Raw genomic sequence first — 25,217 nt, forward strand, 5'->3', positions numbered from 1 at the left:
GGCGAGACCGATCGCGCACCCTTCACGCTGCGACAAATTGGCGCGTCGGGCAAATCACCAAAAGTCTGTCCAGCCCTTCGCGCAAAAATATTCCGCTGGTGCCGTCGGGCAAATCAGTCGTTCAACTCCCGCCATCCTGTCCCACCAAAGGGGCGTAGGCCATCGTCGCAAACGAGGGGCAGGGAGCGGTGGACGCGAAGGCTGCGACTGACGAGCGTGGCAAAAGCGTACGGCGAAATCGTTCGGGTCCGACGCCCCGGTGCTGGCGTCAAGTTGGCGGAAGCGAAAGCCGACGTCGATGATGGTGGCAAGAAAGCCGGTCACCAGGACGAAATCGTATAAGCCGTAAAGCCATTGCGCAGGGAAGGCCGGGTGTTCTCCGCTGACCTGTATGCTCGTGTGCAGCATTTCTAATGCACATCGCACGCGAGACCGCGGGTGCAGCGCGCATCCGGTCTTCCCTGCGCCCTCTGTATTTTCGAGAGGGCAAGGTTGATACAAAACTCGGGCAAATCATGCCGCGAGAAGGCGAATGTATGACGTGGATCGGCCGCGGCGTACCGGATACCCGCATACACGGGTCTGACAGGAGGGCTCTTGCATGCACCGCTGTTGCGACACACTTCAGAAACGCCCGCAACAGGCTGTCATTCTTCGGCACGGGAACCGCGCATGAACTTTCAGGCAGACTTCGCCAGCCAAAACTTCGCGAGCCAGGACTACTTTCGCAATCCCGCGGCGGCGATTGAAAGACCGCGTGCGCAGGGGCCGGTGGTTCGGGTGAATTTCCCGATCGTCGGCAAGGTCTGGGCCACGACGACGCAGGCGCTGGCGGACCGGGTGCTGAAAGACACCGAAACGTTCACCATCCGCAAGGACGACGGCACGGTCGCCGGAATGCAGTGGTGGATGCCGAAGGTGATCCGGGCCCTGGCCAACAGCATGCTGTCGATGGACGATCCCGGACACAAGCGATTGCGCGACATCGTCGACGAGGCGTTTCGCCGGCGCGCGGTGCTCGGGATGGAGCCGCACATTCAGGCCATTGGGGATAAGCTCGCCGACGAATTGTTCGCCGAGGGCAGCCCATGCGACCTTGTCGATCGCTATGCGCGCAAACTGCCGTTGTCGGTGATTTCCGAACTGCTCGGGCTTCCGCCGGGCGACCGGACAAGATTCATTGCCTGGGCCGGCGGTTTCACCCGCTTCACCGGCATGCTGGGATTTTTCGGCGCGATCCCGAACATGCTTGCGATGCGGCGCTACATGGAACGGCATGTCGAGACCGTCAGGCAATCCGGCGGCGAGGAGCTGATCGCCGAAATCGTGCGCGTCGAAAAAGAGGGCGGACAGATCAGCCGCGATGAAATCGTCGCGATGATTTTCCTGCTGCTGTTTGCAGGCCACGAAACCACGTCGCACCTGATCAGTGGATCCGCGTACGAGCTTTTGAAAAATCCCGATCTCCGCAACTGGCTCGAACAGGATTGGAGCCGTCTCGATCTGGCGGTCGAAGAGTTCTTGCGGTTCGTCACCCCGGTGCAATTCACCAAGCCGCGTTACGTCCGCCGCGATGTCGAACTCGATGGCATCCGGTTGCGCAAGGGCGACAAGGTCATGGCGATGCTGGCGGCCGCCAACTGGGATCCTTTGGCCAATGCCCATCCGGAGCGTCTCGACCTGCAACGCAGGCCGAACCGCCATATCGCCTTTGGCACCGGCATTCATTTCTGCCTCGGCCATCAACTCGCGCGCCTCGAAGCCAAATGTGCGCTGAAATCCCTGTTTCAGCGCTGGCCTGGCCTGAAGCTGGCGGTTGATGAGTCGGAAATCCGGTGGCGACAACGGCCGGGCTTGAATGCCATTGAGCGATTGGCGGTGGAACCGGGTTCCCTGGACAGTTAGGGGCGGGTGTATTGGTGCCTCAATGGTTGCCCGCGCGCCACGATTGTTGCGCTGTCGCAACAGTATGGGGACATTTAACCGTTCTCACGGGTAGTTCGCGCTTGCGCCGCTTTTTAGCCACACCCCTCCATGAAATCATGTTGACTTGGGGGAACGGGGTCGCAATGGACGCCAAGGCCAACATCAAGAGCAGGTTGCCGAGCCGTCACGTGACGGAGGGGCCCGAGCGCGCGCCCCATCGGTCCTATCTGTACGCGATGGGTCTGACCACCCAGCAGATTCACCAGCCCTTCGTCGGCGTGGCATCGTGCTGGAACGAGGCCGCCCCCTGCAACATTTCGCTGATGCGCCAGGCCCAGGCCGTGAAGAAGGGCGTTGCCTCAGCCGGCGGCACCCCGCGCGAATTCTGCACCATCACCGTCACCGACGGCATCGCCATGGGCCATGACGGCATGCGCTCGTCGCTGCCGTCGCGCGAATGCATCGCCGACTCGGTCGAACTGACCGTCCGCGGCCATTCCTATGACGCGCTGGTTGGCCTTGCCGGCTGCGACAAGTCGCTGCCGGGCATGATGATGGCGATGGTCCGGCTCAACGTGCCCTCGATCTTCATCTATGGCGGCTCGATTTTACCCGGCAATTTCCGTGGCCAGCAGGTCACGGTGCAGGACATGTTCGAGGCCGTCGGCAAGCATTCGGTCGGTGAGATGTCGGACGCCGACCTCGATGAAATCGAGCGCGTGGCCTGTCCGTCAGCCGGCGCGTGCGGCGCACAATTCACCGCCAACACCATGGCGACGGTGTCGGAGGCGATCGGGCTGGCGCTGCCTTACTCGGCGGGCGCCCCGGCTCCTTACGAGATCCGCGATGCGTTTTGCACCGCCGCGGGCGAGAAGGTCATGGACCTGATCGCGCTCAATATCCGCCCGCGCGACATCGTTACCCGCCGCGCGCTGGAGAACGCCGCCGCCGTGGTCGCTGCGTCGGGCGGGTCGACCAATGCTGCGCTGCACCTGCCGGCCATTGCCCACGAATGCGGTATCAAGTTTGACTTATTCGACGTCGCCGAAATCTTCAAAAAGACTCCGTATGTCGCCGATTTGAAGCCGGGTGGCCGTTATGTTGCCAAAGACATGTTTGAAGTTGGTGGCATACCGCTTCTGATGAAAACGCTGCTCGACAATGGCCATCTGCACGGAGACTGCATTACCGTCACGGGCCGGACGATCGCCGAAAACCTCAAGAGCGTAAAATGGAATCCGCACCAGGATGTGGTGCGGTCCGCCGACAAGCCGATCACCGTCACCGGCGGTGTGGTCGGCCTGAAGGGAAATCTTGCGCCTGAGGGCGCGATCGTGAAGGTCGCGGGCATGTCGAAGCTGAAATTTACCGGTCCCGCCCGCTGCTTCGATCGCGAAGAAGATGCCTTCGAGTCGGTGCAGAAGAAAACCTACAAAGAGGGCGAGGTCATCGTGATCCGCTACGAGGGGCCGCGTGGCGGTCCCGGCATGCGGGAAATGCTGTCCACGACCGCGGCCCTGACCGGGCAGGGCATGGGCGGCAAGGTCGCCCTGATCACGGACGGCCGGTTCTCCGGCGCCACCCGCGGGTTCTGTATCGGCCATGTCGGACCGGAAGCGGCGGTGGGCGGCCCGATCGCCCTGTTGCAGGATGGTGACATCATCGAGATCGATGCTGACGTCGGGACTCTTAACGTAAATTTGACCGACGCCGAGCTCGCAGAACGTAAGACCAAATGGCGGCCTCGCGCGACCAACCATACGTCGGGTGCGCTGTGGAAATACGCCCAGCAGGTTGGGCCGGCGGTGGATGGGGCTGTAACCCATCCGGGCGGTGCGCACGAGAAACAGTGTTATGCGGACATCTAGGCGTATCATTCTTGCGTTGATGTTGGGGGCCGCGCCGGTGGCTGCTCCCGGATTCGCGTTTGATGGTGCGCCGACCACCCAGGATGCCGCGCTTCCTGTCGTGTCCCAGCCGGCTGCTGCAGCCCTCAATGCCCAGGCCCTGAAGAAGGTGGCGCCGTCGGCGGTGACGCCTGCCAGCGCGCCCTCGCTCAATTCGCTGCAATACGCCGCTGAAGGTGGTCACCCCGTCGCGCAGTGGAAGCTCGGCCGGATGTATGCCGACGGTGACGGCGTCATCCAGGACGACGTACGCGCGTTCGAATATTTCAGCCGCATCGCCAATGCGCATGCCGAGGACAGCCCGTCGGCGCCGCAGGCGGCGATCGTCGCCAACGCCTTCGTCGCGCTGGGCCGCTACTACCTCAACGGCATTCCGAATTCGAAGATCAAGGCCGACACCGAGCGGGCGAGGGAGATGTTCTCCTACGCCGCGTCCTATTTCGGCAATGCGGATGCGCAATACGATCTGGCGCGGCTCTATCTGAAGACCCCTGATGCTTCGCGGGATGATTTCCGCTACGGCGCACGCTGGCTCGGTCTTGCCGCCCAGAAGGGCCAGCATCAGGCGCAGGCCCTGCTCGGCCAGATGCTGTTCAACGGCGACCGGCTGCCGCGTCAGGCCGCGCGGGGGCTGATGTGGCTGACCTTGGCCCGTGACAGCGCCACGGCCGACGAGGCCTGGATCAAGGAAAGCTACAACCGGGCGATCACCAAAGCGTCCGACGACGACCGCGCCATGGCGCTGCAGATGCTCGAGCACTGGGTGCAGGGCCGAAAAGACTGAGACCGCAGAGACCAATTCTCCGGCAGAGGCGCTCTTGCGCCTGTCCGGCGCTCAGCCCGTCTCCAGGTCGAAATCCGCCCACACCGGCACATGATCCGACGGCTTCTCCCAAGCGCGCACGTAGCTGTCGATGCCGACATCGGTGAGCCGGTCGCTGGCCTGCGGCGACAGCAGCAAATGGTCGATCCGGATGCCCCAGTTCTTCTGCCAGGCGCCGGCCTGGTAATCCCAGAACGTGTACTGGCCGGGTGCGTCGGTCACCGCGCGTAGCGCATCGGTCAGCCCGAGGCCGAGCAGGGACTGGAACGCCTCGCGGGTTTCGGGGCGGAACAACGCATCGTTGGCCCAGGCGGCGGGGTTATAGACGTCCTGGGCCGCCGGAATGACGTTGAAGTCGCCGGCGAGAATGAACGGTTCTTCCGCTTTAAGTCGCTCGCGGGAGTACTCAAGAAGTCGCGACATCCATTTGAGTTTGTACGGATATTTATCGGTGTCCGGTGGGTTGCCGTTGGGCAGATAGAGGCAGGCGATCCGCAGGACGCCGGATTTCAACGTGACCACGCCTTCGAGAAAGCGCGCATGGGCGTCCTCGTCGTCGCCGGCGAGGCCCGATTTGGTTTCCTCGAACGGCAGCTTCGACAACAGCGCGACGCCGTTGAAGGTTTTCTGGCCATGGGTGACGACGTTGTACCCGAGCGCTTCGATCTCCAGCCTGGGAAAGGCGTCATCGACGCATTTGATCTCCTGCAGGCAGACGATGTCCGGCGAGCAGTCCCTGAGCCAGCTGACGAGATGCTCGATCCGTTGCCGGACCGAATTGACGTTCCACGTAGCAATACGCATTCAAATGACCCGGATCGTAACCACACATTTTCGCTTTGCTGGCATACCATGCGCCGCAAGCCTGTGGTAACCGTCTAGAAATAAGGCGCAAAAGTCGCCGTCAAGGGGTCGGAAACCGTCGTCCCGTCCTTTGCGGGCGGCGGACGTGAAAATTATGAAAAAAAATCACTTGATCGTTTTTGCCGGCGTCATCGGCATTGCCGCGGTGGCCGCCTATGCAACCCGCTCGACCTGGATGGGCGGCGGGGCCACGGCGCAGGGGCCGCAGCGGCCGCGCATGGTCTCGGTCGAACTGGCCAAGGCCGAGCGCAAAACCGTCCCCGTCGACGTCGATGCGATCGGGACCGTGACGCCAATCTCCAGCGTGGCGCTGAAATCGCGGGTCGAGACCACCATCGTCTCGGTGCATTTCGAGGACGGCGCCAAGGTCGCGGAAGGCGATCTGTTGTTCACGCTCGACAGCCGCCAGATCGACGCCCAGATCGAGCAGGCCGAGGGGACGCTGGCCAAGGATCAGGCGCAGCTCGAGGGTGCCCAGCGCGATCTCCGCCGCTTCACCGACCTGGTCGGCAAGGGCGCCACCACGCAGGTCAACGTTGATAACGCCAAGACGCAGTCCGACACCCTGTCCGCCACTATCAAGGCCGATCAGGCGGCGCTGGACAATCTGAAGGTCCAGAAAAGCTACACCCTGATCCGTGCGCCGTTTGCAGGCCGGATCAGCGCCGCCAACGTAAAGGTCGGCAATTTCGTGCGGCCGGCCGATACCGCGGCGCTCGCCGTGATCAACCAGATGGCGCCTGTTTACGTGACCTTCGCCGTTCCGCAGCGCGTGCTGGTCGACCTGCGCGAGGCAATGGCCAAGGGCGATTCCGGGGTCGCCGCGACGATCCCGGGCCACCAGCGTTCCGAGAGCGGCAAGGTCGCGATGGTCGAGAACACCGTGGACGCCACCACGGGCATGGTGACCGTGCGCGGCATCATGAACAACGAGAACGAGACGCTGTGGCCGGGGACCCTGGTCGCGACCAAGCTCGTGATCCGCAATGAAGACGCCATCGTGGTGCCCACGGTCGCCGTGCAGCGCAGCCAGAACGGCAACTATGTGTTTGTCGTCAAGGACGGCGCCGCCAAGGTCCAGCCGGTCAAGGTCGATCGGACCTCGCAGGGCGTTTCGGTGATTTCCGAAGGGCTGACCGGCGACGAAAGCGTTGTGGTCGACGGACAATTGCTGCTGTCGAACGGGGCGCGGGTCGAGCCGCGGGCCAAGAAGGCCGGGGCGTAACCGATGACGCTCTCCGAGCTCTGCATTCGCCGCCCGGTCATGACGACGCTGATCACGGCGTCGATCATCGCCTTCGGCGTGTTCGGTTTCCGCCTGCTGCCGGTGTCGGCGCTGCCGCGGGTCGATTTTCCGACGATCGCGGTCAGCGCGACCTTGCCGGGTGCGAGCGCGGATACCATGGCGGCTTCGGTCGCCGGCATCATCGAGCGGCAGCTCTCGACCATTGCCGGCATCTCGTCGATGTCGTCGAGTTCCTCGCAGGGCACCAGCGTCATCACCATTCAGTTCGACCTCAACCGCAACATCGATGCCGCGGCGCTGGACGTGCAGACCGCATTGACGATCGCGCAACGCCGGCTGCCGATCGAAATGACGATCCCGCCGAGTTTCCGCAAAGTGAACCCGGCCGACTTCCCGGTGCTGTTCGTCTCGCTCGGTTCGGCGACGCTGCCGCTGTCGGCGGTCAACGAATACGGCGACATCACCATCGGGCAGGCGCTATCGCAAATTCCCGGCGTCGCGCAGGTGCTGATCTACGGGGCGCAGAAATTCGCCATCCGCGTCCAGGCCGATCCCGAAGCCGCGGCGGCGCGCGGGCTGTCGCTTGAGGACATCAGGACCGCGGTATCGCGGGCAAATTCGTCGACGCCGGTCGGCACCCTGAACGGGCCGAAGCAGGACGTCGCGCTGCAGGCCTCCGGGCAGATGGACAAGGCGATCGACTACCGGCAGGTCGTGGTGGCCTGGCGCAACGGCTCGCCGGTCAAGCTCGACGAAGTCGCGCGGATCTATGACAGCGTCGAGAACGACAAGATCGCGACCTGGCTGAACGACGAGCGGGCCATCGTGCTGGCCATCCAGAAGCAGCCGGATGCCAATACGGTGGCTGTGGTCGATTCCGTGCTGGCCAAGCTGCCGGCGCTGCGCGCGCAGATTCCACCGTCGGTTTCGATCAATGTGATGATGGATCGTTCGATATCCGTCCGTCAGGCGGTCGCCGATGTCGAGGAAACGCTGCTGATCGCCGTGGCCCTCGTGATTCTGGTGATCTTCCTGTTCCTGCGCTCGGCGTCCGCGACCTTCATTCCGGCGCTGGCGGTTCCGATCTCGCTGTTCGGCACCTGTGCGGTCATGTACGCGCTGGACTATTCGATCAACAACATGACGCTGCTGGCGCTGACGCTGTCGGTCGGCTTCGTGGTCGACGATGCCATCGTCATGCTGGAAAACATCGTTCGTCACATCGAACACGGCATGCGGCCCTATGAGGCTGCGCTGAAAGGTGCGCGCGAGATCGGCTTTACGATCATCTCGATCACCTTCTCGCTGATCGCGGTGTTCATTCCCGTGCTCTTGATGGGCGGCATTGTCGGCCGGGTGTTCCGCGAGTTCGCGGTGACGGTATCGGTGGCGATCATCGTATCCGGCTTCGTGTCCCTGACCCTGACGCCGATGCTGTGCGCACGCGTGTTGCGGGCGCATGATGCGACCAAGAAGCCGAATGTCGTGCTTCGCGTGTTCGAGGCGATGTTCGAGTCCTGGCTGCGCGCCTACGAATGGGCGCTCGACCGGGTGCTGGCGCACAAGGCGTTGATGCTGGTCGTGACGCTGGCGACGCTGGGTGGCACGGTCTACCTCTACATGATCGTGCCGAAGGGCTTCTTCCCGCAGGAGGACACCGGCTTTTTGATCGGCGTGACCGAAGCCGCCACCGACACCTCGTTCGAGGCCATGAAGGTGCGGCAGCAGGCGCTGGTCGAAGTGCTGAAATCCGATCCCGCGATTGAGTACATCAACTCCACCGTCGGCTCGGGTGGCCCCAATGCGACCGCCAATTACGGCCGCCTGTTCATCGCGCTGAAGCCGCAGAAGACGCGTGACAACGCCGCCGTCGTGATCGGACGTTTGCGCACCAAGGCGCGACAGATTCCGGGCATGCAGGCGTTCTTCCAGAGCATCCAGAACCTCAATATCGGTGGCCGGATTTCGAAAAGCCAGTACCAGTACGTACTGCAGAGCGGCGATACCGAGTCGCTCTACCGGCTCGCGCCTGAGATGCGCGACAAAATCGAGAAGCTGCCGGGTCTGCTCGACGTCACCACCGACCTCTACATCAAGAATCCGCAGATGACGGTCGACATCGACCGTGAAAAGGCCGCGGTCTACGGCATCACCGTCGATCAGGTGCGCAACCAGCTCTACAACGCCTATGGCGCGCGCCAGGTCGGCACCATCTACATGCCGACCAACGACTACCAGATCATCCTGGAAGTGCAGCCGCAGTTCCGTGTCGATCCGTCGGATCTCTCCAAGCTCTACATGAAGACCCAGAACAACGTGACCATTCCGCTTGCAGCAGTTGCCAAACTGGTGCCTTCGGTGGGGCCGCTGCAGATCAACCACCAGGGCCAGCAGCCGGCGGTGACGATTTCCTTCAATCTCGCGCCGGGCTACTCGCTCGGCTATGCCACCGACAGCATCCGCGAACTCGAGCGTTCGTCAAACCTGCCGCCGACGATCTTCTCCGGCTTCTCGGGCACGGCGCAGGTCTTCGAGGACTCCAAGAGTGGGCAGGGCGTCCTGATCCTGGCGGCCATCTTCGCGGCCTTCGTCATCCTCGGCATTCTCTACGAGAGCTTCATCCACCCGATCACCATCATCTCCGGCCTGCCGTCGGCCGGCATCGGCGCGATCCTGACCCTGATGCTGTTCGGCATGGAGCTGTCGGTGATCGCGATGATCGGTATCGTGATGCTGGTTGGCATCGTCAAGAAGAACGCCATCATGATGGTGGATTTCGCGCTGGAACGCCGCCGCGTCGGTCTCAGCGCCGAGCATGCGATCCGCGAAGCGGCGCTGCTGCGTTTCCGTCCGATCATGATGACGACGTTTGCCGCGATCTTCGGCACGCTGCCGATCGCCATCGGCGCCGGCGCCGGCGCCGAACTGCGCCAGCCGCTCGGCGTCGCCGTGGTCGGCGGTCTCTGCGTGTCGCAATTGCTGACGCTGTTCATCACGCCTGTCATCTACATCTATCTCGATCGTGTCGATCGTCTGCTGAAGCGCCGGCTCGAACCGCAGCACGAGGAGACCGGCGAAGGCGAGCGGCCACATGTGGTTGCAGCCGAATGAATTCGGCTACGGATTGTTAACGCTGTCGCCGGGCGCGGCACGCAGTTAACGCCGCCGAAGCGTTTGCTGGTCCTATCTGCCGATATCGCGCGGAAGGTTGGCCCAGCATGAAATCCACTGTTGATCTGTTGACCGGTTCGGTCGTGCGCGGCGGTCCGCTGGGGAAGCCGTTCGCCTGGATCGGCGGATTTTCTTCGATGGCCGGCATCGAGGCTGGCGAAATCACCGATCGCGAAATGAGCCGGATCCGCGCCAGGCAGATCGACGCCGTGACGCGGCTCGTGCCGGTCAGCATGACCGTCAATCTGATCACCGTTTCGATCGTGCTCGCGCTGTTCTGGAACACCGGCTCGAACGCCTTTCTGGGACTGTGGGCCCTGCTGATCGCGGCGGTCGCCCTGCTGGCGGCGCGGTCGTGGATACGGTCTCAACGCACCCGCCCGCAGCAGGCCTCCTTGGGGGCGATGCGCAACTCGACGCTGCAGGCCATCTTTCTGGCGGCGATCTGGAGCGCGTTGCCGCTGGCGTTGCTCCCCAGATCAGGCCCGGCAGAGCAGATGATCATCGTCTGCCTGGTGGCCGGAATGATTGCGGGCGGTGCCTTCACGCTGTCGACGATTTCCCGGGCGAGCCTGATGTACATCTGGACGATGGCTTTCGCATCGACTGGCGCGCTGCTGCTGTGCGGTGACAAAATCCATTTCTTCACCGCGGCGTTCCTGTTGCTGTTTGCCGGCTTCATGGCGCGCAACGTCGTTTCTCACGGCAATCTGTTCGCTGACAATCTGCGTGCCCAACTGCAGCTCGAGCGACAGACCGAGATCATCTCGCTGCTGCTCAAGGAATTCCAGGAAAACGCCAGCGACTGGCTGTGGCAGACCGATGCGCAGGGGCGGCTGATCGACGTACCGGAACGTTTCGCCGAAGTGGCGCAGGTGCCGCTGCCGCTGCTGAAGGGCGCGCATTTTTCCGAATTGCTGGAAATGCTGTGTCCCGACGACACGATCACGGCATCGAACATCGCAGCCTTGATGGAACGGCATGCGCCGTTCCACGAGATCAGCCTGCGTGTCGTCGCCGGCGGCGAGACGCGGTTGTGGTCCTTGACGGCCAAGCCGATGGGCGACAGCGAAGGGCAGTTTCACGGCTATCGCGGCTTCGGCCGCGACGTCACCGAACGCTGGCGGGCGGAGCGGGCCGAGGCCGAAAGCCGGGCGAAGTCGGATTTCCTGGCCGTGATGAGCCACGAAATCCGCTCGCCCATGAACGGTGTGCTGGGGTTGGCCGCCATGCTGCTGGAAACCGCGCTCGATCCGGAACAGCGCCAGGCGGTCGCCACCATTCACGAATCCGGCGACAACCTGCTGCGGATCCTCAACGACATTCTCGATCTTTCGAAACTGGAGGCCGGGCGGTTCCAGTTCGAAGCCACGGACTTCTCGCCGATAGCGCTCGTCGAGGCCGTGGCCGCGGTGATCCGCAGCACTGCCGGCAACAAGGGACTGACGGTTACGATCGAACTCGACCCGGCACTGCCCGCATCCCTGCGCGGCGATGTCGCCCGAATCCGGCAGGTGTTGCTCAATCTTGCGTCTAACGCGGTGAAATTCACCGAACGCGGCAAGGTAACCATTGCAGCTCACTGCCACTCGCGCGGCGACATGCTGGCCCGGGTGGACTGGTGTGTCTCCGATACCGGTATCGGCATTGCTCCCGACCGGGTCGGCCGCCTGTTTACCGACTACGAGCAGGCCGACGCCTCGATCAATCGCCGCTTTGGCGGCACCGGCCTCGGGCTCGCGATTTCCCGGCGGATCATCGAACAGATGGGCGGCAAGATCGGTGTCACCTCGGTCCCGGAACAGGGCTCGACATTCCGGTTTTCACTGACATTGCCGTGGAGCGATACCTTCGTCGCCGAACCATCGAAGGACCGGGCTGGCGCCGACGATCTCAAGGCGCGGATTGCCGCGCAGGGCCGTCCGTTGCGGATCCTCATTGCCGAGGATGATGCGACCAACCGCTTGGTGGTCAGCAAGATGCTCCGGGAATTCGACATCGAAACCTGCATCGTGAGCGACGGCGCGCAGGCAATCGAGGCCGTGCTGGAAGCCGAATACGATCTGGTGCTGATGGATGTGCAGATGCCTGTCATGGACGGCCTCGCCGCGACGCGGGCGATCCGCTCGGGCGACTTCATGTCGCTGCCGATCGTAGCACTGACCGCCAACGCCTTCCCCGAAGACGCAAAACTGTGCCGCGAGGCCGGGATGTCGGACTTCCTCGCCAAGCCGCTGCGGAAGCAGATGCTGGTCGATGCCGTGTTGCGGGCGTTGGGTCGGGCGCGCGAGCCATCGGACGTGTCGCTGGAGCTGGCGCCAACGCTGGTGCCTGCCATGCCGGACACGGCGGAGCAGGGCGGCAAGGCTGCCGCGGAGCACGAAGTCCAGCCCGCGAGCTAGCCGGGGAACAGCAGGGTCAGATCGAGAAGCTGGTGCCGCAGCCGCAGGAGGCGGTGGCGTTCGGGTTGACCACGCGGAACGAGGCGCCGATCAGGTCATCGACGAAGTCGACTTCCGATCCGGCCAGGAACGGCACCGAGGCCGGATCGACTAGCACCACCGCGCCTTCGCGCGCGATCACGAGATCGTCTTCGGCCTTGGCATGATCGACGTCGAATTTGTACTGGAAGCCGGAGCAGCCGCCGCCCTCGACGGAGATGCGCAGCATGGCGCCGTCGCCTTCGGTCTTGAGGATTTGCCCGATACGGCGGGCAGCCCGCTCGCTGACGGTGATGGCAGTGGTCATGACAGCTCTCCGGTCGATGGCGTCATACCCAATTCATTTGGTATGCCGCCTCATACATAGTTAAGTGCGTAACGTCGCGGAATCAAATGGATAAGGACTAAAAAAACGTGTCGGTCGGAATGGCTGCCCCCCGCGCCCTTTATGCCTGCGACCCTGAGCGGAGCCGCGGCCGGCTGTTCGCGGAACCCCCGAGTAGGACCCGCAGCCCGTTCCGCAGGGATTGCGACCGGGTAATCCATTCCACCGCTTTTCGCCGTCTCAAGCACAAAACCCAGGTTTTCGTGTTCCATGAGGGCGATCATTACCGCACCCGGCTGACCCATTCGCTGGAAGTGGCGCAGATCGCACGGGCTTTGGCCCGGCAGCTTGGCCTCGACGAGGACCTGACGGAGACGCTGGCGCTGGCCCACGACCTCGGCCATCCCCCGTTCGGCCATGCCGGCGAGCGGGCGCTCGACAAATGCCTGCACGCCCATGGCGGCTTCGACCATAACGCGCAGGCGCTGCGCGTGGTGACCGCGCTGGAGCATCGCTACCCCGAATTCGACGGGCTCAACCTGACCTGGGAATCGCTCGAGGGCATCGTCAAGCACAACGGCCCGCTGGCTGAGCGCAGCGGGGCGCCGGCCGGTCACCATGGCGAAGGCGGCATTCCCGTCGGCATTGTCGACTTCAACCGGAAATTCGATCTGGAGCTGTGGAGTTTTGCTTCGCTGGAGGCCCAGGTCGCGGCCTTTGCCGACGACATCGCCTATGATGCCCACGATATCGACGATGGCCTGCGCGCCGGTCTCTTTGCTGTTGATGACCTCAAGGTGATGCCGCTCACCGAGGCGATCATCGCCGATATCGGCAACCATTATCCCGCTCTCGACGACGTTAGGCGCGGCGCCGAACTGGTGCGCGAGCTGATCTCGTACCTGATCGGGGCGGTGGTCGCGGAGACTCAAAAACGCCTGGAGGCGGCCAAGCCGCAATCGGCCCACGACGTCCACCTTTACCATCAGCCGATGGTCGCGTTTCCGGATCCGGTGGCGCAGGAGGAGGCCGCCATCAAGGCGTTCCTCAAGCAGCGGATGTACCGGCACGCGCGGGTGATGCGCGTGATGGGCGAGGCGGAAGGGATCCTGTTCGACCTGTTCGCGCGCTACCAGGCGTCGCCGGGCGATCTGCCGGCCGAATGGGTCGAGGGCACTGAGCGCGAAAGCGAGGGCGAGCGGGCGCGCCGGATCGGCAATTTCATCGCAGGGATGACCGACCGTTTCGCCCTGATGGAGCACCAAAGGCTTTTTGACTCGACCCCGGATTTGCGTTAGGCGGCGGCCATGGCCGACAAACCTGCTTCACAACACCTTTTTGCCGATGTGCTCGCGCGCGTGCACGCGATCTGCGCAGCACTTGCGACCGAAGGCCGATGGCCCGACGGCATCGATTTCTCCCGCGTGGTGGTCGAGCCGCCGCGCGATGCCAGCCATGGCGACATGGCAACCAATGCCGCGATGGTGCTGGCCAAGGAAGCCAAGGCCAAGCCGCGCGAACTCGCCGATAAATTTGCCGAAAAACTTCGTGCCGACGAGCTGATTGCCTCGGTCGATGTCGCTGGGCCCGGTTTCATCAATCTCACGCTGAAGCCTCAGGTGTGGGCGGATGCGCTGCGCACGGTGCTGCGCGAAGGCGCCTCCTACGGCAACAGCGCGATCGGCAACGCCGGCAAGGTCAATGTCGAATACGTCTCGGCCAATCCGACCGGACCGATGCATGTCGGGCATTGCCGCGGCGCCGTGTTCGGCGATGCGCTCAGCAGCCTGTTGCAGTTCGCGGGCTATGACGTCACGCGCGAATATTACATCAACGATGCCGGCGCGCAGGTCGACGTGCTCGCGCGTTCGGCGTACCTCCGCTACCTCGAAGCGCTCGGCGACAACATCGGTGAAATTCCGGAAGGGCTTTACCCCGGCGACTATCTGGTGCCGGTCGGGCAGGCGCTCGCCGCCGAATTTGGCGACAAGCTCAAGGCGATGCCGGAAGACGCCTGGCTGCCGATCGTTCGCGCCAAGGCGATCTCGGCCATGATGGAGATGATCAAGGGCGACCTGGCCGCGCTCCAGATCAAGCATGATGTGTTCTTCTCGGAGCGGTCGCTGGTCGAGACCGGCAACAACAAGGTCACCGAGACCATCGATTTCCTGCGCTCCAAGGGCGATATCTACGAGGGCCGCCTGCCGCCGCCGAAGGGCAAGCCGGTCGAGGATTACGAGGATCGCGAGCAGACCTTGTTCCGCGCGACGGCCTATGGCGACGACGTCGATCGTCCCCTGATCAAGTCCAACGGCGCCTACACTTATTTCGCTTCCGACATCGCCTATCACAAGAACAAGATCGATCGCGGCTTCCTCGATATGATCGACGTGTTCGGCGCCGATCATGGCGGCTACATCAAGCGCATGCAGGCCGCCGTGAAGGGCGTCAGCGCCGGCAAGGCCACGCTGGACATCAAGGTCGTGCAGCTCGTTCGGCTGCTGCGCGACGGCGAGCCGGTGAAGATGTCGAAGCGGTCAGGCGATTTCGTCACTCTGCGCGAAGTCGTCGACGAAGTCGGCTCGGACGCCGTCCGCTTCATGATGCTGTTCCGCAAGAACGACGCGGTGCTGGATTTCGACCTCGCCAAGGTGATCGAGCAGTCCAAGGACAACGCGGTGTTCTACGTCCAGTACGGCCACGCCCGCGGCCATTCGATCTTCAAGAACGCCCGCGAGCTGGTTCCGGACCTGCCCGAGTCCGACGCCGCCCGGGCGGCCTATCTGGGCGACGCCGCCTTGGAGCGGCTGACCGACCCGGCGGAACTCAGCCTGCTGAAGCTGCTGGCGCTCTATCCCCGGATGATCGAGGCGGCGGCGGTCGCACACGAGCCGCACCGAATCGCATTTTATCTGTATGATTTGGCCAGCGAATTTCATGCGCTTTGGACCAGGGGGCGCGATTTGCCCTATTTACGCTTCATTATCAATAATGATGCACAGATCACGAAGGCGCGGCTGGCGATGGTTCAGGGCGTCGTCTCGGTTCTGGCATCGGGCTTAGCCGTTCTCGGCGTCCATGCTCCGACCGAGATGCGGTAGGCAGGGGCGAAGGCCCTCACGAATGGGGATTTGTGGGGGGTCTGGCAGGGGCCAATTCGTTGTCAGGTTTCGCTGACATAGCGGGTTGGCGCTGTCCCGAATGGGATGCACCACCACGATGGCTGAACGATATCCGGACCGACCTTTTCCCGCCTCCGACCACGACCGGGGCGACGACCTCCGCCGTGCGGAGAGCGATCCGCTGGCGGAACTGGCAAGGCTGATCGGCCAAACCGATCCCTTCGGTACCGCAGCAGGCAAGGCGCCGCCACCACATCCGTTGCAGTCGCGCGCCAATCCGCGCCCGCAAACCTATGCCCCGGCTGACGAAGACGACAACGCGGCCCCGATGCCGCCGCCCTGGATGCAGCGCGCCCGCCAGGAAGCCCCGCCACCGGAGGATTACGCAGACGAAGAGCCGGCTTACGAGCCCGCGCCTGTGCATCCCTTGCACCGCTACGCGGCTCAGCAGCCGGCGGCGCCCGCGCAGGAATACCAACGAGACTACCAGCAGGAATATCAGGAAGAGCAGCACTACGCCGACGAGGCGCCGCCGGCCGACCCGTCGCGTTATGACGACGCGCTGTACGGTCAAATCGAATCCGGGGAACAGGAATATCAGCGCGACCCGGCCTATCCGGACGATCCCTACGCCTACCAGAGCGAATATGAGGAGCCTGCCGAGCCCAAGCGCCGTTCCAGCGGCCTGGTGACGGTCGCCGCCGTGCTGGCGCTGGCCGTGGTAGGGACGGGGGCAGCCTTCGCCTATCGTACTTATGTCGGTTCGCCCCGCAGCGGCGAGCCGCCGATCATCAAGGCCGACAACAGCCCGACCAAGGTCGTTCCGGCGCCGGCCGACAGTGCCTCCGGAAAGACGCCCGACCGCATGGTGCCGGGCGATGGTGGCGAGAAGCTGGTGTCGCGCGAAGAGACGCCGGTCGACGTCAATTCCAGGTCCGGCGCGCCGCGTGTGGTGTTTCCGCCGCTGAACCAGAACGGCAGCCCGCCGCCGGTCGCCAGCGTTTCGCCGGGGGCGCCGCCGCCGCCGACGGCTGCGAACGGCACGATGCCGAACAGCGAGCCGCGCAAGATCAAGACGCTGGCCGTCAAGGGCGATGCGGCTGAAAACGGCGGGGTTCCGGCTGCCGTGGCCGCGCCTGCAACAAAACCGGTGGCCGGACGGACGGCGAGCGCGCCGGCGGCACCGGCCCCGGCCGCACGTAACCCTTCCTCAGCCAACGCCAGCGCGCCGCTGTCACTGGCGCCGCAGGGTGGGGCACAGCCCGATCCGGCGCCGACCCGCATGGCCGCCACCAATCCGGTGCAGACGGCTCCGGCCGCCTCCGCCGGCGGTGGATACGTGGTTCAGGTCTCCTCGCAGAAGTCCGAGGCGGACGCGCAGGCGTCGTTCCGGGCCCTGCAGGGCAAATTCCCGGCGGTGCTGGGTTCCCGTTCGCCCCTGATCAAGCGGGCCGATCTGGGCGAGAAGGGGGTCTACTACCGGGCCATGGTCGGGCCGTTTGGGTCACCCGACGAAGCCTCGCAGTTCTGCGGTAGTTTGAAAACCGCGGGTGGACAGTGCGTCGTCCAAAGGAATTAACGGCCGTTTCCTTGACCCGGGAGCCGTGAGGGGCCTAATCGGCCCCTATGAGCAGCCGCGCATTCATCACAGGCGTATCGAGACTGGAACTGGGCGCTGACGAGCGCAAGTTTATCCGCGACGAACGCCCATGGGGCTTCATCCTATTCAAGCGCAATATCGATACTCCGGCTCAAGTGTCTTCACTCGTTCGGGAATTGCGTGAAGCCGCAGGCAGCCCGGATGCGCCGGTCCTGATCGATCAGGAAGGCGGCCGGGTTCAGCGGCTGGGACCGCCGCACTGGCCGGTCTATCCGCCCGGCGCCGTCTTCGGTGCGCTCTACGACATCGAGCCCAGGCTGGGCTTTCAGGCGGCGCGCCTGAGCTCCCGGCTGATCGCGGCCGACCTGATCGACCTCGGGATTACCGTCGACTGTCTGCCACTGGCGGACGTTCCGGTGGCCGGCGCCGACGCTGTGATCGGCAACCGGGCCTATGGAACCGGACCTGCCAAGGTTGCCGCGATCGCCCGGGCCGTCACCGACGGGCTGGTCGAGGGCGGCGTGCTGCCGGTTCTCAAGCATATTCCCGGGCATGGCCGGGCCACCGCAGACAGCCATTTTCGTCTGCCGACGGTCGATACGTCGCGGGAAGAGCTCGAAACGACCGATTTCGCGGCCTTTAAACCGCTGGCAGACCTGCCAATGGCCATGACCGCACATGTTGTGTTTAGCGCGCTAGACACCGCCCATCCGGCGACGACTTCTGCGACAATCATAAACCAAGTGATTCGCGGCGTAATCGGGTTCCAAGGTTTGTTGATGAGTGATGACGTGTCCATGAATGCGTTGGCGGGAACGATCGCCGAGCGGACCCGCGCCATCGTCAACGCCGGCTGCGACATGGTTTTGCATTGCAACGGCAAGCTCGACGAGATGCGCGACGTAGCGCGTGAGACGCCGGAACTGACGGGTGAGGCCCTTGAGCGCGCCAAACGGGCGCTGGCCTCACGACATCAACCGCAGCCGCTCGACCGGCAGGCGGCACGGGCTGAATTGGACGCGCTGATTAATCGGGTAGGGACGGCATGACCGCGGAGATTCTATCGTTTGAAACCGGACGGCCCGCCGAAGTAACGGACGGCGAGCACTCGCTGGTCGTCGACGTCGAGGGCTATGAAGGCCCGCTCGATCTGCTGCTGACGCTGGCGCGGCAGCAGAAGGTCGATCTCTCCAAGATATCGATCCTGGCGCTGGCCGACCAGTATCTGGTCTTCATCGAGGCGGCGCGAAAAATCCGCCTTGAACTCGCGGCCGATTACCTGGTCATGGCGGCGTGGCTCGCGTTCCTGAAGTCGCGCTTGCTGCTGCCTGAACCGGCGACGCCGGATGGACCGAGCGCCGAGGAGATGGCGACTGCGCTTGCCAACCGGCTGCGCCGGCTGGAGGCGATCCGCGAGGCGGCCAACCGGCTGATGAACCGGCCGCAGTTCCAGCGCGATATCTTTCCGCGCGGCAATCCGGAATCGATCGCCGAAATCCGCCACCCGAAATTCACCGCGACGCTGTACGACCTGCTGTCGGCTTACGCCACGCAGCGCCAGCAGCGCGTGCTCGCCACCGTTCATCTGGCCAAGCGCACGGTGTGGTCGCTGGCGGAAGCGCGCGCCTCGCTGGAGCGGCTGATCGGCATCGCCGAGGAGTGGAGCTGTCTCGACGAATATCTTCTCAACTATGTCGTCGATCCCTCGCAAAAGGCGACGGTGTTCGCGTCGAGCTTTGCCGCCGCCCTTGAGCTCGTGCGCGAAGGCGAGATGGAAATAAACCAGAAAGAGGCGTTCGCGCCGATCTATTTTCGTAAGCGTCAAGCGTCCGGAGCGATGTCCGCGCCGGATCTGACGGTCGAGTAAGTGGAAGGAGAGCTAGCCATGGCAAGCCTGGCGGAAAAACGCATGGAAGATGCCGAGGAGCGTCCCGTCGACCCCAACACGGAAATCGATACCGTGGCGCGGCCCGAGGAATTGCGGCTACTCGAAGCGCTGCTGTTTGCCTCCGCCGAGCCGATCGATCAGGCAACGTTGGCGAAACGGATGCCCGACGGGGTCGACATCAAGGAAGCGTTGGCGCGGCTGCAGGCTGAATACGCCACGCGTGGCGTCAACCTGGTGCGGGTCGCCAACAAGTGGTCGTTCCGCACCGCCGGCGATCTGTCGTGGCTGATGACCCGCGAGAGCACCGAAACCCGCCGCCTGTCGCGCGCGGCCATCGAGGTGCTCGCAATCATCGCCTATCACCAGCCGGTGACGCGCGCCGAGATCGAGGAAATCCGCGGCGTGATCACGTCGAAGGGAACCCTGGACGTGTTGCTGGAGACCGGCTGGATCCGTCCCCGCGGCCGTCGCAAGACGCCGGGCCGTCCGCTGACCTTCGGCACCACCGAGGCGTTCCTGACGCAATTCAGCCTTGAGGCGCTGGGCGATCTGCCGGGCCTGGAAGAGCTGAAGGGAACGGGTCTCCTGGACTCACGGTTGCCTTCCGGCTTCAGCGTTCCGACACCGTCTGACGATGCGGCATTGCGTGAGGACGAAGATCCGCTGGAAGCAGGCGATACGCTGGACCTGCTGCTGGCACCCGCTGCGGAGCCTGAAAGCGGCCCAGAAGGTAGCAGCGAAAGCTAGTTCCAAGGCGCCGTCGTTTATTCCCGGATTGGGGATTAACAATAGCAAAATTACGTAGCCGCGGCACCGATTTGCCGCGGCCTAAGTCCTTGTTTTTGACACCTCCCGGGCCTACCTTCCGCCAAAGCTTGGTCGGTTTCCGGCCGTCTCTTTGGAGGGTTGCAGGATGGGTTCGCTTAGCATTTGGCACTGGATCGTCGTGATCGCAGTGGTCCTGCTGTTGTTCGGTCGCGGCAAGATTTCGGACCTGATGGGCGACGTCGCGCAGGGCATCAAGGCCTTCAAGAAGGGTATGCAGGACGATGACAAGACGGCGGAAAAGCCCGAGCCCGCCAAGACCATCGATCACGCCGGGGCTCCTTCCGCGGCGCGTTCGGATGTCGGCAGCAAGGCTGTCTGAACCAGCCCCTCGTTGAAGGGTGCCGGCTTATTGAGGCCGGTTGAGGAAAGGCGCGGGCGTCCCCAAATCTTGCTACAAGGCAAGTCTTGTCGCAGGGAAATGGGCGCGGACGTCGCGCGTGAGCGGAAAAATTCATGTTCGATATCGGGTGGAGTGAACTGGTCGTCATCGCGGTCGTCGCGTTGATCGCCATCGGCCCGAAAGAGCTGCCGGGTGTGCTGCGCATGGTCGGGCAATGGATGGGCAAGGCGCGCAAGATGGCGGCCGAATTCCAGGGCCAGTTCAACGAAGCGATGCGCGAGGCCGAAATGGCCGACCTCAAGAAAAGCTTCGACGAGGTCAAGGAAGCCGCGACCGGCTTCACCAGCGGCAACATCATGACCTCGCTGCAAAAAGACGTCAGCGATGCCATGCAGATCGACGATATCGACAAGCCGAAAGAAAAACTTGAGGTTCAGCCGGTAGATGCGCAGATTGCATCCGCGATCGGCGAACCGGTCGAGCCAACCACGCCGGCCGCGCCGACCCCGGAAACCTTCGTCGAGGCCGAGACGCACGCCTCTGAGCCGCTCGCGATCACCCGTGAAGTCCAGGCCGCGCCGCAGGAAATCGCAGCCGACATCGCCCGGGACGCCAAAGCGTCATGAGCGCCGAAGACATCGAGGCCAGCAAGGCGCCGCTGATGGATCACCTGATCGAGCTGCGCTCGCGGCTGATCAAGGCGCTCCTCGGTTTCGGCATTGCCTTCATCTTCTGCTTCTTCTTCGCCAAGCAGATCTACAACGTGCTGGTCTGGCCGTTCGTCTGGGTCGCCGGACCCGAGAATTCGAAATTCATCTACACCGCGCTCTTGGAATATTTCCTGACGCAATTGAAGCTCGCGCTGTTCGGCGCCGGCTTCATCTCGTTCCCGATCGTGGCGACGCAGATCTACAAGTTCGTGGCGCCCGGCCTCTACAAGCATGAGCGCGGCGCGTTCCTGCCGTACCTGATCGCAACCCCGTTCTTCTTCGTGCTCGGCTCGCTGCTGGTCTATTTCGTCGTGCTGCCGATGCTGGTGCGGTTCTCGCTCGGCATGCAGCAGTCCGGCGGCGCGGAAACCGCCCAAATTCAGCTATTGCCCAAGGTCGGCGAATTCCTGTCGCTGACGATGTCGCTGATCTTTGCCTTCGGCATCGCGTTCCAGTTGCCTGTGATCCTGACGCTGCTGGGCCGGATCGGGATCATCACCTCGAAGCAGCTCAAGGAAAAGCGCCGCTATTTCATCGTCGTCGCCTTCATCATCGCCGCTGTGCTGACGCCGCCGGATGTCCTGAGCCAAGCCTCGCTCGCGCTACCTTTGCTGCTGCTTTACGAAGGCTCGATCATCGCCGTCCGCATGGTCGAAAAGAAGGCCGCCGCCACACAGGCTGCCGCGACACCTCCGCCCGAAAGCCCGCCTCCGGAAGCCAATCCGGCGGAATAGACTGGCCGTCATACCCCGCGAAGGCGGGTATCCAGTACGCCACGGTCTCCCCGAATATCTGCGGTCGAGCCGCGCCCGTGCGACGTTCGGTGTTCCAAAACCGGCTTATTCGGGTTACTGGATGCCCGCCTTCGCGGGCATGACGAAATTTCGCCTCAGGATTGGCCATGCACGACATCAAATCGATCCGCGACAACCCCGCCGCCTTCGACGCCGGACTGAAGCGCCGCGGGCTGCCGCCGTTGTCGGCGTCGCTGCTCGCGATCGACGAAAGGCGCCGTGCGGCGATCCTGGCCTCGGAGCAGGCACAGGCAAGACGCAATGCGGCTTCGAAGGAAATCGGCGAAGCCAAGAAAGCCAAGAACGACGCGCGCGCCAATAAGTTGATGGCTGAAGTCGCCGAGCTCAAGACCACCATGCCTGAGCTCGAGCTTACGGCGAAGACGGCCGACGAAGATCTCGCGAGCGAATTGTCCGCGATCCCCAACCTGCCGCTCGACGAGGTGCCCGATGGGGTCGACGAGCATGGCAACGTGCAGCGCCATGTCTACGGCAAGGCCCGGACCTACGCTTTCACGCCGAAGCCGCATGACGATCTCGGCGGCGCGCTCGGCTACATGGATTTCGAGGCCGCCGCCAAACTGAGCGGCGCGCGCTTCGTCGTGTTGAAGAAGGGCCTGGCGCGACTGGAGCGCGCGATCGGCCAGTTCATGCTTGATCTCCATACCAACGAGCACGGCTACTCCGAGATCAATCCGCCGCTGTTGGTGCGGAACGACGTGATGTTCGGCACCGGGCAGTTGCCGAAGTTCGAGGACGATCAGTTCTGGGCCATCAAGGGCGAATTGCTCGCCGATCCCGATGGTCGATTGCTGACCGATCGTCTTGGCCTGATCCCCACGGCCGAAGTGTCGCTGACAAATCTCGTCCGCGAATCCATCATCGACGAAAAAGAGCTGCCGATGCGCCTCACCGCGCTGACGCCGTGCTTCCGCGCCGAGGCGGGTGCTGCGGGGCGCGATACCCGCGGCATGATCCGGCAGCATCAGTTCACCAAGGTCGAGCTGGTTTCGATCGCAACGCCCGAAACCAGCCTCGACGAGCATGAGCGCATGTTGTCCTGTGCCGAAGAGGTGCTGAAACGGCTCGACCTGCATTACCGGGTGATGACGCTGTGCGCCGGCGACATGGGTTTCTCGGCGCAGAAGACCTACGACATCGAGGTCTGGATGCCAGGACAAGGTGAGGGCGGCGCCTACCGCGAAATCTCGAGCTGTTCGGTGTGCGGCGATTTCCAGGCGCGCCGCATGGATGCGCGCTCTCGCGGTCCCGACGGCAAGCCGCGTTTCGTCCATACACTGAACGGCTCTGGCACGGCGGTCGGCCGCGCTTTGATCGCTGTGATGGAAACCTATCAGCAGGAAGACGGCTCGATCGCGGTGCCCGCCGTGCTGCAGCCCTATATGGGCGGGCTCAAGATCATCGAGCGCGACAAATAGCGAATGTAACAAATGCCCCTGCATCGCGACATCCATTGGATTGGAAGGCAATGGGCAGTCACCGGCCACGGGATGCAGTTGATCGACCAGAAGCTGCAGGGCTTCTTCGATATCGAGGTTTCCAGATTATGGGACGACGGTCTCATCGAAAGCATGCACGCCAAGGAATGGCTGAATGCGGCTGATTTCGACAAGGGTCTCGCGATCGCGCGGGCGCGACACCCGCAACCGCCCGGCGCGAAGCCAGCGCCTCGACAGGCGGCGCCTGTAGCGGCGATTCAACCCGTTACGCCGCTTGAGCCGGCAGTGAAGCCCATCGAGCGCAAGCCGGAAACTCCGAAACTCGAAATTCCGAAGCCGGTAGCTCCGATCCTCCCAAAGCCCGTTTCCGTCGAACAGCCGCGCACGGTGGAGGAGTTGAAAACACCCGCGATCGCTACGCGTGCGCCTCTCGAGCCGCCTGCTGCAGTAACGTCGCCCCGGCAAGCCGCGCCTCCGACGGCGATCGAACCGGCTGCGTCGCTTTCACCGGTCGTGAAGCCCGCGGAGCCGAAGCGAGGACCCCTCAAGCTCGGAGTTCCAGAGCCGGTAAAGGTGACGCTCATAAGGCGCGGTCCCGTCGAAACGCCGACTGCTGTAATGCCGCCGCCTCAAGCGGCGCCACCTCCGCCGGCCGTCCATGTTGCACCGCTCCCGCCTGCCATAGAACGCGAGGCGTCAAAGCCGGTCGTGCCGACACTCATCAAGCCGGGTTCGGTCGAACCCGGGCGAGCGGTGGCCGAGCCGCTGGCATCCGCAATCGCAACGCACGCTTCCTCCGTCGAGCCGCTACAGCCGCCGTCGCTGTTTCAGATGCGGTATCAGTGCCGCGCCAGATTCGTTCGTCCGTGGCGCGTGGTGGTGCGGCGGAAGACTTGAGGAAGCCCGGCCGGTTTGCCTCGGCGGCGATAGCCGGATAAGACGACGCCCGGCGCTAAAGCCAATCGACCCCGAACCAGAAGGCACTTTGGCGGATGCGAATTCTCTGTACCAATGACGACGGCATCCATGCCCCCGGCCTGAAGGTCGTCGAGGAGATTGCGCGTGCGCTGTCCGACGACGTCTGGATCGTGGCGCCGGAGCTCGATCAATCCGGCGTTTCGCACTCGCTGTCGCTGAACGATCCGCTGCGCCTGCGCGAAGTCGGTCCACGCCACTTCGCGGTGCGGGGCACGCCGACCGATTGCGTGATCATGGGATCGCGCCACATCCTCGGCGACAAGGGACCCGATCTCGTGCTGTCGGGCGTCAACAAGGGCCGCAACGTCGCCGAGGACGTGGTCTATTCGGGCACCATCGCCGGCGCGCTGGAAGGCACCATCCTCGGAATTCCGTCGTTTGCGCTGAGCCAGGAATTTTCCATCGAGACCCGGCACGCGCCGCTGTGGGACACCGCGCTGAAATTCGGTCCGGACATTTTGCGCAAGGTGATCGACGCCGGTGTGCCGAAGAACACCGTGATCAATGTCAATTTTCCGGCTTGCACGCCCGACCTGGTCAAGGGCATCCGGGTGACGCGGCAGGGCAAGCGCAATCTCGGCTTCCTGAAAGTCGACAAGCGCCACGACGGCCGCGGCAATCCGTATTTCTGGATCGGCTTCGAGCGCGCTGCGGCCATGGAAGCGCCGGCCGAAGGCACCGACCTCGCAGCGCTTGCCGCGCGCTATGTCTCGGTAACGCCGCTGCGGCTCGACCGCACCGACGAGGCTTTTTCGGACGCGCTGACGACGACGCTGAAGTGACGCGAAGCGTTA

At 63.7% G+C, this 25,217-nt stretch carries 20 protein-coding genes; 18 read left to right on the forward strand and 2 right to left on the reverse strand.

All coding sequences use genetic code 11. The features are described from left to right. Positions 1-672: 672 nt before the first annotated feature. The 3 genes from FFI89_RS16650 (at position 673) to FFI89_RS16660 (ending at position 4,617) form a co-directional block, all read left to right on the forward strand. Positions 673-1,905: a cytochrome P450 gene (locus tag FFI89_RS16650; protein ID WP_138838344.1), complete on the forward strand. Its 1,233-nt coding sequence runs from the start codon at positions 673-675 to the stop codon at positions 1,903-1,905. Between the two features lie 164 nt (positions 1,906-2,069). Then, positions 2,070-3,794 (forward strand): dihydroxy-acid dehydratase, encoded by a 1,725-nt coding sequence (gene ilvD, locus FFI89_RS16655; RefSeq protein ID WP_138838346.1) that lies wholly within the window; start codon positions 2,070-2,072, stop codon positions 3,792-3,794. Further along, positions 3,781-4,617 (forward strand): tetratricopeptide repeat protein, encoded by an 837-nt coding sequence (locus tag FFI89_RS16660; protein ID WP_138838348.1) that lies wholly within the window; start codon positions 3,781-3,783, stop codon positions 4,615-4,617. The genes ilvD and FFI89_RS16660 overlap by 14 nt, the downstream gene beginning before the upstream one ends. Before the next feature lie 51 nt (positions 4,618-4,668). Here FFI89_RS16660 and xth read toward each other — a convergent pair whose 3' ends face one another. After that, positions 4,669-5,460, reverse strand: a complete 792-nt coding sequence (xth, locus tag FFI89_RS16665; protein WP_138838349.1) for an exodeoxyribonuclease III — start codon at positions 5,458-5,460, stop codon at positions 4,669-4,671. Positions 5,461-5,614: 154 nt separating this feature from the next. On the opposite strand from xth, the gene FFI89_RS16670 reads away from it, so the two are divergent. From FFI89_RS16670 to FFI89_RS16680, 3 genes are all read left to right on the forward strand, one after another. Beyond that, positions 5,615-6,745, forward strand: a complete 1,131-nt coding sequence (locus tag FFI89_RS16670; protein ID WP_138838350.1) for an efflux RND transporter periplasmic adaptor subunit — start codon at positions 5,615-5,617, stop codon at positions 6,743-6,745. A 3-nt stretch (positions 6,746-6,748) separates the two neighbouring features. After that, the gene (locus FFI89_RS16675) at positions 6,749-9,877 is read left to right on the forward strand and encodes an efflux RND transporter permease subunit (protein WP_138838351.1); all 3,129 of its coding nucleotides are present in this window, start codon (positions 6,749-6,751) and stop codon (positions 9,875-9,877) included. Between the two features lie 107 nt (positions 9,878-9,984). After that, positions 9,985-12,339: an ATP-binding protein gene (locus tag FFI89_RS16680; RefSeq protein WP_138838352.1), complete on the forward strand. Its 2,355-nt coding sequence runs from the start codon at positions 9,985-9,987 to the stop codon at positions 12,337-12,339. Between the two features lie 16 nt (positions 12,340-12,355). Here FFI89_RS16680 and erpA read toward each other — a convergent pair whose 3' ends face one another. Beyond that, positions 12,356-12,685: an iron-sulfur cluster insertion protein ErpA gene (erpA, locus tag FFI89_RS16685; RefSeq protein WP_027537859.1), complete on the reverse strand. Its 330-nt coding sequence runs from the start codon at positions 12,683-12,685 to the stop codon at positions 12,356-12,358. A 107-nt stretch (positions 12,686-12,792) separates the two neighbouring features. Between erpA and FFI89_RS16690 the strand changes: the two genes are divergently transcribed. From FFI89_RS16690 to surE, 12 genes are all read left to right on the forward strand, one after another. Next, the gene (locus tag FFI89_RS16690) at positions 12,793-14,001 is read left to right on the forward strand and encodes a deoxyguanosinetriphosphate triphosphohydrolase (RefSeq protein ID WP_138838353.1); all 1,209 of its coding nucleotides are present in this window, start codon (positions 12,793-12,795) and stop codon (positions 13,999-14,001) included. Between the two features lie 9 nt (positions 14,002-14,010). After that, complete coding sequence (gene argS, locus FFI89_RS16695; protein WP_138838356.1) at positions 14,011-15,804, forward strand: arginine--tRNA ligase; 1,794 nt, start codon at positions 14,011-14,013, stop codon at positions 15,802-15,804. Positions 15,805-15,922: 118 nt separating this feature from the next. Further along, positions 15,923-17,404, forward strand: coding sequence for an SPOR domain-containing protein (locus FFI89_RS16700; protein ID WP_138838358.1), 1,482 nt, complete (start codon positions 15,923-15,925; stop codon positions 17,402-17,404). Between the two features lie 47 nt (positions 17,405-17,451). Next, the gene (gene nagZ / locus FFI89_RS16705; RefSeq protein WP_138838360.1) at positions 17,452-18,474 is read left to right on the forward strand and encodes a beta-N-acetylhexosaminidase; all 1,023 of its coding nucleotides are present in this window, start codon (positions 17,452-17,454) and stop codon (positions 18,472-18,474) included. Next, positions 18,471-19,292: a ScpA family protein gene (locus FFI89_RS16710; protein WP_138838362.1), complete on the forward strand. Its 822-nt coding sequence runs from the start codon at positions 18,471-18,473 to the stop codon at positions 19,290-19,292. Before nagZ ends, FFI89_RS16710 begins: the two co-directional genes overlap by 4 nt. 18 nt (positions 19,293-19,310) lie before the next feature. Further along, positions 19,311-20,060 carry an SMC-Scp complex subunit ScpB gene (gene scpB / locus FFI89_RS16715; protein WP_138838364.1) on the forward strand — a complete coding sequence of 250 codons (750 nt, stop codon included), beginning with the start codon at positions 19,311-19,313 and terminating at the stop codon, positions 20,058-20,060. Positions 20,061-20,226: 166 nt separating this feature from the next. Beyond that, on the forward strand, positions 20,227-20,460 hold the full coding sequence (locus FFI89_RS16720) for a twin-arginine translocase TatA/TatE family subunit (protein WP_138838366.1): 234 nt from the start codon (positions 20,227-20,229) through the stop codon (positions 20,458-20,460). Between the two features lie 134 nt (positions 20,461-20,594). Beyond that, positions 20,595-21,107, forward strand: a complete 513-nt coding sequence (gene tatB / locus FFI89_RS16725) for a Sec-independent protein translocase protein TatB (RefSeq protein WP_138838368.1) — start codon at positions 20,595-20,597, stop codon at positions 21,105-21,107. Continuing rightward, positions 21,104-21,925, forward strand: a complete 822-nt coding sequence (gene tatC, locus FFI89_RS16730) for a twin-arginine translocase subunit TatC (protein WP_138838370.1) — start codon at positions 21,104-21,106, stop codon at positions 21,923-21,925. Before tatB ends, tatC begins: the two co-directional genes overlap by 4 nt. Before the next feature lie 167 nt (positions 21,926-22,092). Beyond that, on the forward strand, positions 22,093-23,424 hold the full coding sequence (gene serS, locus FFI89_RS16735; RefSeq protein ID WP_138838372.1) for a serine--tRNA ligase: 1,332 nt from the start codon (positions 22,093-22,095) through the stop codon (positions 23,422-23,424). A gap of 12 nt (positions 23,425-23,436) precedes the next feature. Further along, positions 23,437-24,342 (forward strand): hypothetical protein, encoded by a 906-nt coding sequence (locus tag FFI89_RS34715; protein WP_210249128.1) that lies wholly within the window; start codon positions 23,437-23,439, stop codon positions 24,340-24,342. 95 nt (positions 24,343-24,437) lie between these two features. Continuing rightward, entirely contained in the window at positions 24,438-25,205 is a 768-nt protein-coding gene (gene surE, locus FFI89_RS16745) for a 5'/3'-nucleotidase SurE (RefSeq protein WP_138838375.1), read from the forward strand. Positions 25,206-25,217 lie beyond the last annotated feature (12 nt).

It is taken from the genome of Bradyrhizobium sp. KBS0727 (genome assembly GCF_005937885.2).
Classification (GTDB): domain Bacteria; phylum Pseudomonadota; class Alphaproteobacteria; order Rhizobiales; family Xanthobacteraceae; genus Bradyrhizobium.